9 protein-coding genes and 1 pseudogene are annotated in these 8582 nt (G+C 68.4%); 4 read left to right on the top strand and 6 right to left on the bottom strand.

Going from position 1 to position 8582, the window contains the following annotated elements; all coding sequences use genetic code 11:
- On the top strand, positions 1-398 hold a 398-nt coding region (locus KBY78_RS13445), incomplete at its 5' end, for a transposase (protein ID WP_255144005.1).
- A 95-nt stretch (positions 399-493) separates the two neighbouring features.
- Here KBY78_RS13445 and KBY78_RS13440 read toward each other — a convergent pair.
- From KBY78_RS13440 to KBY78_RS13420, 5 genes are all read right to left on the bottom strand, one after another.
- Positions 494-1135, bottom strand: coding sequence for a DUF4178 domain-containing protein (locus KBY78_RS13440; RefSeq protein WP_255144004.1), 642 nt, complete (start codon positions 1133-1135; stop codon positions 494-496).
- A 68-nt stretch (positions 1136-1203) separates the two neighbouring features.
- Positions 1204-2736, bottom strand: a complete 1533-nt coding sequence (locus tag KBY78_RS13435) for a polyamine aminopropyltransferase (protein WP_255144003.1) — start codon at positions 2734-2736, stop codon at positions 1204-1206.
- Between the two features lie 2 nt (positions 2737-2738).
- Positions 2739-2969 (bottom strand): hypothetical protein, encoded by a 231-nt coding sequence (locus KBY78_RS13430; protein WP_006170693.1) that lies wholly within the window; start codon positions 2967-2969, stop codon positions 2739-2741.
- 1 nt (position 2970) lies between these two features.
- Positions 2971-3759: a hypothetical protein gene (locus KBY78_RS13425; protein WP_255144002.1), complete on the bottom strand. Its 789-nt coding sequence runs from the start codon at positions 3757-3759 to the stop codon at positions 2971-2973.
- 6 nt (positions 3760-3765) lie between these two features.
- Positions 3766-4017 carry a hypothetical protein gene (locus KBY78_RS13420; protein ID WP_255144001.1) on the bottom strand — a complete coding sequence of 84 codons (252 nt, stop codon included), beginning with the start codon at positions 4015-4017 and terminating at the stop codon, positions 3766-3768.
- Between KBY78_RS13420 and KBY78_RS13415 the strand changes: the two genes are divergently transcribed.
- The 3 genes and pseudogenes from KBY78_RS13415 to KBY78_RS13405 all read left to right on the top strand — a co-directional run bounded on the left by KBY78_RS13415 (position 4016) and on the right by KBY78_RS13405 (position 8050).
- On the top strand, positions 4016-4225 hold the full coding sequence (locus tag KBY78_RS13415; protein WP_255144000.1) for a DUF350 domain-containing protein: 210 nt from the start codon (positions 4016-4018) through the stop codon (positions 4223-4225). The two genes, KBY78_RS13420 and KBY78_RS13415, sit on opposite strands and share 2 nt — an antisense overlap.
- Before the next feature lie 16 nt (positions 4226-4241).
- Positions 4242-6743: pseudogene (locus KBY78_RS13410) on the top strand (ligase-associated DNA damage response DEXH box helicase).
- Between the two features lie 53 nt (positions 6744-6796).
- A complete protein-coding gene (locus KBY78_RS13405) occupies positions 6797-8050 on the top strand; it encodes a glycosyltransferase family 2 protein (RefSeq protein ID WP_255143999.1) in 1254 nt (417 codons plus the stop codon).
- 89 nt (positions 8051-8139) lie between these two features.
- Here KBY78_RS13405 and KBY78_RS13400 read toward each other — a convergent pair whose 3' ends face one another.
- Complete coding sequence (locus tag KBY78_RS13400) at positions 8140-8376, bottom strand: hypothetical protein (RefSeq protein WP_006170687.1); 237 nt, start codon at positions 8374-8376, stop codon at positions 8140-8142.
- Between the last annotated feature and the right edge of the window lie 206 nt (positions 8377-8582).

The raw sequence follows: 8582 nt of genomic DNA, 5'->3' as shown, positions 1-8582 counted from the left end.
GTGCTGATCAGATCTATCGCACACGATCCAATCGCGCCTTTTGCATGAGGCATGGAATTCGCTTGAGCGGGCCGCGTCTTGGCAGGCCAAAAAATGATCCTGATCTCGTCGCTGCAGAGAAGAAGATCGCTCTAGATGATCAGAGGCAACGCAACGGTGTAGAGGGGAAGTTCGGCCAAGGGAAACGCCGTTTCGGGCTTGGGCTCGTTCGTGAGAAGCTGGCCGAGACCTCAGGTTGCACCATCGCCATGAATCTGTTGGTCATGAACCTCGAGAAGCTCCTGGAGCTTCTTTTTGTATTGATTGCCATATTCCAAGGCTTGCTAATGGTATGTATCGCCTCTGAGAGGCGCCCCACGCTGCTCATTTCATCGGGACTGAGTTTGGCTACATGCTGAGATGATCACGGAACAGGCATCTCTGGATCAGAGGCTGGCCCGAGCAATAGCTTTTTCAGGAGGCCCCAATTAGCTTCCACTGCGGATAGTTCCTCTTATCGGTACACCGAGCGCCCATCCCCCGGCAGCAGCACCAGGGAAGCAGGATCCAGCTGGCGGCCAAGGGTCACTTCCGCCTCATTCTCCGTGGGCTCGAGCTCAGAGCCAGGGGCCGGTGGGCGGGAGCCGGGACTGCCCCCATCCCAGCGCTCCAGGGACAGCACCAGGCCATCGGGACCCTCGTAATCGCCGAAGCGGCAGCCGCTCAGACGCCGGTTCATGGTGCGGGAGGCGGAGCTCACCGCCGCGCGGCCCTGTTCCTTGAGCCGGTAGGTGACCCCCTCCCAGGTGATCGTCCCCGGGAAGGGCAGGGGCTGACGATCCAGCTGGCGGGCCAGCTCAGCCGGGCCCCGCTCCAGCCAGCTCACCTCCAGCCAGTCGTCTTCACAGACACAGAGCCAGCGGCCCTCGCTGCCATCGCGGAGCAGATACTCGAGCCACTGAAAACCCTCCTCGTCGTAGAGCAGGCGGTCTTCCACCACCCAGTCGCGGCCGTCGGCCTGGACGATGTCGCCGGTGCGCAGGTCGAAGAGCGTGCGCTCCTGGGGTAGTGCCGCTGGGCGTCGACGTCGCTTCTGCAGCTGGCGCAGGGCCCACGCCGCCACCAGCAGCAGCACCAGCAGAACCCAGACGCCCATGGGCACGGCCTCGGCCCGGAGCCCGACGTCCGGAGGCGATCAGCCTATCGAGCAGCGCCGGGCGGGGATCAGTCCTGCCGCCAGAGGGACTGGCGCTGGTATCCATCCAGAACCGGCCGCGTCAGACGGTTCGGCAGCACCACCGCATCGCCTGGCGGACGAAGATCCCGGGGCAGCGCGAACAGCGTCTCCAGCTGGGCGCGATCGAACCAGCGCCCCTCAAACGGCGGGGTTGCCACCTGCAAGGGCCGGCCGGGGCGATGGGCCAGCACGAACCCCCAGGGCCCGAAGCTGGGCACATCGACGCTGTAGGGCCTTGTGACCAGATCCAGCTCGGCCAAGGTGGCCTGGATCGAGGCCATCACCTTCGGAGTGAAGAACGGAGTGGAGGCCTGGGTCACCAGCAAGCCAGCGGGCGCCAGCCGCCCCAGCAGGCGCCCATAGAACGTGACGCTGTAGAGCCGCGCCAGGGCCGGGCTGTCGGGGTCGGGGAAGTCGGCGATCACCACGTCGTAGGGGCCGGGCAGGCGACGCACCAGTTCGAAGGCATCACCGATGTGCGTCTGCACTCGCGGGTCGTCAAGGCTGGCCTGGTTCAGACGGCGCAGGAAGGGATGGGCCCGGGCCAGCTGGAGCATCTGCGGATCCAGCTCCACCAGATCAAGCCGGCGCACGCCTGGCCAACGCAGGATCTCCCGTGCCGCCAGGCCATCGCCCGCCCCCAGCAGCAGCACCCGCTCTGGCCGCCCGTGCAGGGCCAGGGCCGGATGCACCAGCGCCTCGTGGTAGCGGTATTCATCGAGACTGGAGAACTGCAGATTCCCATCGAGGAACAGGCGCAGATCACCGCGGCGGCTGGTGAGCACGATGCGCTGATGCCGCGACTGAACCCGCCCTACCACCGGATCGTCGTAGAGGCCATCCTCGATCCGGTTGCCGAGGGGCACCAACGCCCAGGCAGCCAGCGCAGCCAGGGGAAGGGCACCGCTCACCGGCCAGCGCCAGCGGCGGCAGCCGGGGAACACCCAGCACAGCACCGCGCTGCTGATCAGGGGCATCATCGCCAGCAGGCCAGCGGTGGGCAGCAGGCCGAACCTGGGCAGCAGCAGCAGCGGGAAGAGCAGGGACCCCAGCAAGGCCCCGAGGTAATCCAGGGCCAGCACCCGGGCCAGGGCTTTGCGCAGGTGCTGCTGGCTCTCCAGCAGCCGGGTGAGCAGGGGCACCTCCATGCCCCCCAGCACCCCCACAAGCACGGTCACCACCACCAGGGCCAGCCAGAGCGGGCCATCGACGCTGAACAGAGCGAACAGCGCCAGTGGTCCCAGCAGGCAGAGCGGAGAGAGGCAGAGCTCCACCAGCAGGAAGGCACTCAGGAGCCGCTGCTGGGACCGCTCGCCGCCGCCCACGAACTGGCTCAGCCAGGCCCCCAGCCCCATGGCCGCCAGGAAGGTGCCGATCACCATCCCCGTGGCCAGGGCCACGTCGCCGAGCAGATAGCTGGCCTGGGTGACAAGCATCAGCTCCAGCACCAGCCCCACGCTGGAAGAGAGCGCGGCGGTGGCCAGCAGCACCCGCACCTGCAGCGGCGAGAAAGGCGGCATGCCTACTTGGCCGTCCCGGGGCCCCGCCCCTGGAATCCAGGCCAGTTGGAGCGACCGCTGCGGGGCACCCACTGGCCGCCCCGGTAACTGCCGCGGTAGCTCACCCCACTGGATCCTGACGGCACCCCCTCCTGCCCCAGCTGGAACAGAAAGGGCCGGCTGACCGCAGTGACCGTGCCCACCGTCACCGCCGAGAGGGTGAGCACCAGGATCAATGTGCGCTCGGGAGCCATCTCAGGCCTCCAGCGTCAGCACCGCCACCGGGTGGGCGCTGAGCACGCCGTCCTCCAGCACCAGCCTCATCCACTCGATCTCCCAGGGCTCACCGCCATCGGCGATGGTTTCGGGCAGCCTCAGCCGCAACCCGAGGCTGGCGGGCTCGTCTACCTTGAGATGGAGCACCTCCTCCACCGTCAGCCAGTGGTCACCGTCGCTGGAATGGGCCTCCACCGGCAAGACCCGCTTGAAGCCCAGGCGCGAGCGGCCGAGGGCATCGCTCACCTCCAGCTGCAGCTCCGCCTGCAGCCGGGGGGCGAGGGGGCCCGCGTCGCTGGAGAGACGCTGATAGCGGGCCCGCAACTCCACTCGCACCAGGCCCGCTCCCCCCAGGCGGCAGCGCAGACGCAAGTGGTTGTCTTCCAGCCGCAGCACCTTGCGCAGGCGCCAGTTGCGGTAGATGGACCTCATGGCGATCCCCGCCATCAGCAGCGTCACCAGGGCGGTGAACCACAGCAGCGGCGCATCGACGCTGTGGTTGCGCACCTCCAGCCGCACCAGCAGGGGGCTCTCCAGAGGCCGGCCAGCCGTATCGAGCAGATCCTCGAGCGTGAGCCGCAGCCGGTACATCCCCGCTTGCGGCGGCCGCAGCGACAGCCGCACCCCGTCATCGCTCTCCTCCCAGCGGCCACTCTCGCCCCCCTCCGACCAGGTGCCGGTTTCGCGCCAGCCGTCCTTCGCCAGCTCCAGCACGGTGGCGCCGCCGGCATCGAGCAGCTCCACTCCCAGGCCCATCGAGCTGTTCACGGGCAGCTAGGCCCGCAGCTTGATCAGCGGACTGCCGAACCCGCCTGATTCCAGGCGCAGGGGGTCACTGGTGCTCGACTCCTCCGGTGCCACCGCGATCTGCTGGCGCTGGGGCCGCTCCAGCAACGAGAGCAGCAGGACCAGCAGAGGAATGAGGGGCACCAGCCCCAGCAGCAGCGGCCAGCGCCGCACATCCGCCGGGCCGGGCCTTACAGCAGACCGGTCCTTAGGCTGAAGGGCGCTTCGGGATGCCGCCATGGTCAAACCCCTGCTCCAGCTCCTGCTGACGGTCGGGTGGACCGTCGTCGGGGTCATCCTCATCTATGCGGGCCTGTTGCTGTTCGACAAGCTCTCCCCGATCGACTACCGCGCCGAGATCCGCAAGGGCAACGTGGCGGCCGGCGTGGTGCTGGGGGCTGTGATCCTGGCCATCGTGGCGGTGGTGGTGGGCATCCTCACCACCTGATCCGGACCCCCGCGCCTTGGCCTCCCAGCCCGTTGCACTCGAGCCGATCGAGGCCTGGTTCCGCCACAAGGGCCGGCGACCCCTTCCCTTTCAGCGTTAGTGCTGGAAGGCCTATCTGCACGGGCAGAACGGTCTGATCCAGGTCCCCACCGGCGCCGGCAAAACCTATGCGGCGGTGATGGGACCCATCGCCGCCATGCTGGCGAATCCAGGACAGGGCCTGCGCCTGCTCTATCTCACGCCCCTGCGTGCCCTCAGCCGCGATCTGGCCCTGGCGATCCGCGAGCCAATCGAGGCCATGGGCTGGCCGCTGACGCTGGGCATTCGCAACGGCGACACCGCCAGCAGCGAACGCAGCCGTCAGCTCGCTCAGCCACCCCAGATCCTGATCACCACGCCGGAATCGCTCTCGGTGCTGCTGGCGAACCGGGCGGCTCCGCAGCTGTTCGCGGGCCTCGAAGCAGTGGTGCTGGATGAATGGCACGAGCTGATGGGCAGCAAGCGCGGCACCCAGACGGAGCTGGTCCTGAGCTGGCTGCGGGGGCAGCGCCCGGGGCTGCGCACCTGGGCGATCAGCGCCACCATCGGCAACCTGGAGGAGGCCGCCCGTGCAGCGGTGGGGGTTGGGGCGACAGAGGACCCCCTGCTGGTGCGGGCGCGGGTGCGACGGGGCACGGAGATCCGCAGCCTGCTGCCGGAGTCGATCGACGGCTTCCCCTGGGGGGGCCACCTGGGCCTGCGCATGTACGAGCAGCTGGTGGCGGCCCTGGATCCGGCCATTTCCACCCTGCTGTTCACCAACACGCGCAACCAGGCGGAGCGCTGGCACCAGTGCCTGCGTTACGCCTGTCCCGAGATGGAGGACGGTCTGGCCCTGCATCACGGCTCGATCGACCGGGCCGAGCGCGAGGCGATCGAAGCCGGGGTGAAGGCGGGGGACGTGCGCTGGGTGGTCTGCACCAGTTCCCTTGATCTGGGGGTCGACTTTCAGCCGGTGGAGAGGGTGGTGCAGATCGGCAGTGCCAAGAACCTGGCCCGGTTGCTGCAACGGGCCGGCCGCTCGGCCCACAACCCCGGTGGCACCTCCCAGGTGTTGTTCATGCCCACCAACGCCCTGGAGCTGCTGGAGGTGTCGGCGATGCGGCGGGGACTGGGGGAGGGGCTGGTGGAAACCCGCCGGCCGCCGGTGGCGCCGCTGGATGTGCTGCTGCAGCACCTCACCAGCCTAGCCTGCGGGCCGGGCTTCGATCCGGAGCGGGAGCTGGAGCGGGTGCGCAGCAGCTGGAGCTACCGCAACCTCGATGACTCCAGCTGGCAGTGGTGCCTGCGCTTTCTGGAGCACGGCGGCGACTGCCTCGGCGCCTATCCCCGCTTCCGCAAGCTGGAGCGGGAGGAGCCCTGCCTGTACCGGGTCAAGGATCCCGCCATCGCCCGCCTGCACCGACTGGGAATCGGCACGATCACCTCCAGCAGTTCGATCAGCGTCAAGGTGGTGCGCGGAGCCACCCTCGGCCATGTGGAGGAAGGGTTCGTCTCGCGCCTGAAGCCGGGTGATGTGTTCTTTTTCGCCGGGCGGCAGCTGGAGTTCGTGCGGCTGCGCGACATGACCGCCTTGGTGAAAGCCAGCACCCGCAAGAGCCGCACGGTGCCCGCCTGGGCCGGGGGCCAGATGGCCCTCTCCGATCTGCTCAGCGTTCACCTGCGCCGGGAAGTGCACCGCTGTGCCGGCGCCATCCAGTCGGCGGATCCGGCGGCAGCCAGCGCAGAAGATCACCGGCTCGACACGGCTGAACTGCGGGCCCTGGAGCCCCTGCTGCGCCGCCAGGCCGACCTCTCGCGCCTGCCGCGGGAAGATCAGTTCCTGGTGGAGGTGACCCGCAGCCGTGAGGGCAGCCACCTGTTCGCCTACCCCTTCGAGGGGCGCTTCGTGCATGAGGGGCTGGGCTTCCTCTGGGCCGGCCGCCTGACGCGGATCCAGTCGGCCACGATCACGGTGTCGGTGAACGACTACGGCTTTGAGCTGCTGGCCCCCCGCGGCTATCCCTTCGAAGCGCTCTACGACGAGTGGAACGAGGCCCTGCTTGATCAGACGGAACTCGAAGCGGATCTGGAGGCCTCGATCAACCTCTCGGAGCTCTGCCGCCGCCGCTTCCGGTCCATCGCCCAGATTGCCGGCCTGGTGGTGAATGGCTTCCCGGGGCAGAAAAAGAGCGGCGGTCAGCTGCAGATCAGCGCTGCCCTGCTCTTCGATGTCTTCAACCGCCATGAACCCGGCAACCTTCTGCTGGAGCAGGCCCGCCGCGAAGTGATGGATGAGCAGCTGGAACTGGGTCGCCTGCGCCAGGCCCTCGAGCGCCTCAGCCGCGCCCAGCGACTGCTGGAGCGCACACCACGGCCGGGTCCCTTCGCGTTCCCGCTGCTGGTGGAACGCCTGAACAACCGCATGAGCAACGAGTCGGTGCTGGAGCGGGTGCAACGGCTGGTGGCCGAAGCCCGGAAGGCTGAAGACGACGGCTGAGCCGGGTCAGCTCGGGATGAGCGGCGAGAGTGGGCGCCCCTGGGCTGGGCCCGATGACCATGGCGATCGCGCTTCAGCTGCTGCTGGCGGCGGGTTGGCTCGCGGCCTTCGGGCTGCTGGTGCTTTTGCTGGCACTGGAGCTCACCATGGGCCGCGCTCCGCGCCTGGGGGCCACCCCAGCGGGCGCTTCGAAGGGGGGTAAAGAAGCCAACGGTCGCGACATCCTCAGCGTGATCGTGCCTGCCTACAACGAGGCAACAAGGATCAACAGCTGCGTGGGCGCCCTGCTCGCCAGTGAGCTGGGGGGGATGAACTGGCGGCTGGTCGTGGCTGACGATGACTCCAGCGACAGCACCGTCGAGGGGCTGGAGGCACTGATCGAAGCCGGAGCGTTCCCATCCCCGCCCCTGGAGGTGCTGCGCTGCGGGCCCCGCCCAGCCGGCGAGCGCTGGAGTGGCAAGACCTTGCCCTGCAGTGAAGCGGTGCGACTGCTGCCCCAGCGCCCCACTCCCGATCCGGACCCCGCCGCGACGGAGTGGCTGCTGTTCATCGATGCCGATGTGACCGTGGCGCCGCCGGCCCTGGCCAGTGCCGTGGCCGAAGCCCGCCGCAGCGGGGCCGATCTGCTCCCCCTCGCCCCGCGGATCCGCTGCGGCTGCCTGGCCGAATGGGTGGTGCAACCGATCGTGGTGGCGCTGCTGGGCCTGGGCTTTCCGATCGCCCGCGCCAACAATCCCGACGACCCCACCGCCTTCGCCGCCGGTCCGTTCATGCTCTTCCGCCGCTCCAGCTATGAGGCCATCGGGGGTCATCGAGCCCTGGCGGCGGAGGTGGTGGAGGATCTGGCCCTGGCGCGGGCGATCAAGCAGCGGGGCCTCAGCCTGCGCTACCTGCTCGGCATCGACCTGCTGGAGCTACGCATGTATCCCGATTTCGGCTCGCTCTGGGAGGGCTGGACCAAGAACTGGCATCTGGGACTGAACCGCAACCCGCTGCTCACCCTCGCCAGTGGCGCCGTGGTTCTGGGCCTGTTCAGCGGCCCCTGGCTGCTGCTGCTGCTGGCGGGGCTGCAGGCGATCCAGCTGCCGTTGAACTGGCCGTCACTGCTCACGCCGGCCCTGGTGGGAGTGGCCCTGCAGCTGGCGGTCAGGCTCTGGAGCCGCTGGCGTTTCGGGCTCGGCCTGCGCCACTGGTGGCTGGCCTGGCTGGGGGGTCTGGTGATTGCCGCGATCGCTCCGGTCTCGATCTGGAAAACGAGCACCGGCCGGGGCTGGACCTGGCGGGGCCGTTCGCTCAGGCCTTACTGAGCTTCTTGACGATCCAGTTCATCAGCACCAGGGAGCCCACCAGGGCAATCAGCAGGGCGATGGTCATGGGGGAAAACCTTCTGGCGTGATTATGTCGGGTCGCTGAGCAGGGAATCCACCAACACCGTTCCATCCCGCAGCAGCCGCGCCACGGTGAGGTTGTTCACCGGTTCATCGTGGCCACCCTCCAGCAGCCACTCAGCCATTTCCATGCGCAGGGCATAGGCCTCCTCGAATCGTTCATGGCTCTCGAGGGCGTGCAGGCGGCACTCGAGCCAGTGGCGGGTTTCGCCCGGTAGCTGGCGCTGGAGGCGTCGTCGAGTCACTGGGGCTCTCCATCCATGGCTGAATCCTGGCCGAGCGCCTCGCGTTTGGTGTAGCAAGAGGAACACATCCGGTTGGACACTGGACGCCGCTGGCTGCCGTCGCGATGAGCCACCACTGCCTTGGGCCTGCCCTGGCGATCACCGCCCTGCTGGCCAGCCCGGGTGGGGTCTGGGCGGCAGCCACCACCTATGCCACCCGCCACGAC

Origin of the sequence: Synechococcus sp. EJ6-Ellesmere (assembly GCF_024345875.1) — a bacterium.
In the GTDB taxonomy this organism is placed as follows: domain Bacteria; phylum Cyanobacteriota; class Cyanobacteriia; order PCC-6307; family Cyanobiaceae; genus Regnicoccus_A; species Regnicoccus_A antarcticus.
The sequence above is the reverse complement of the archived record's forward strand: the minus strand, read 5'-3'. Positions and strand labels throughout refer to the sequence as shown.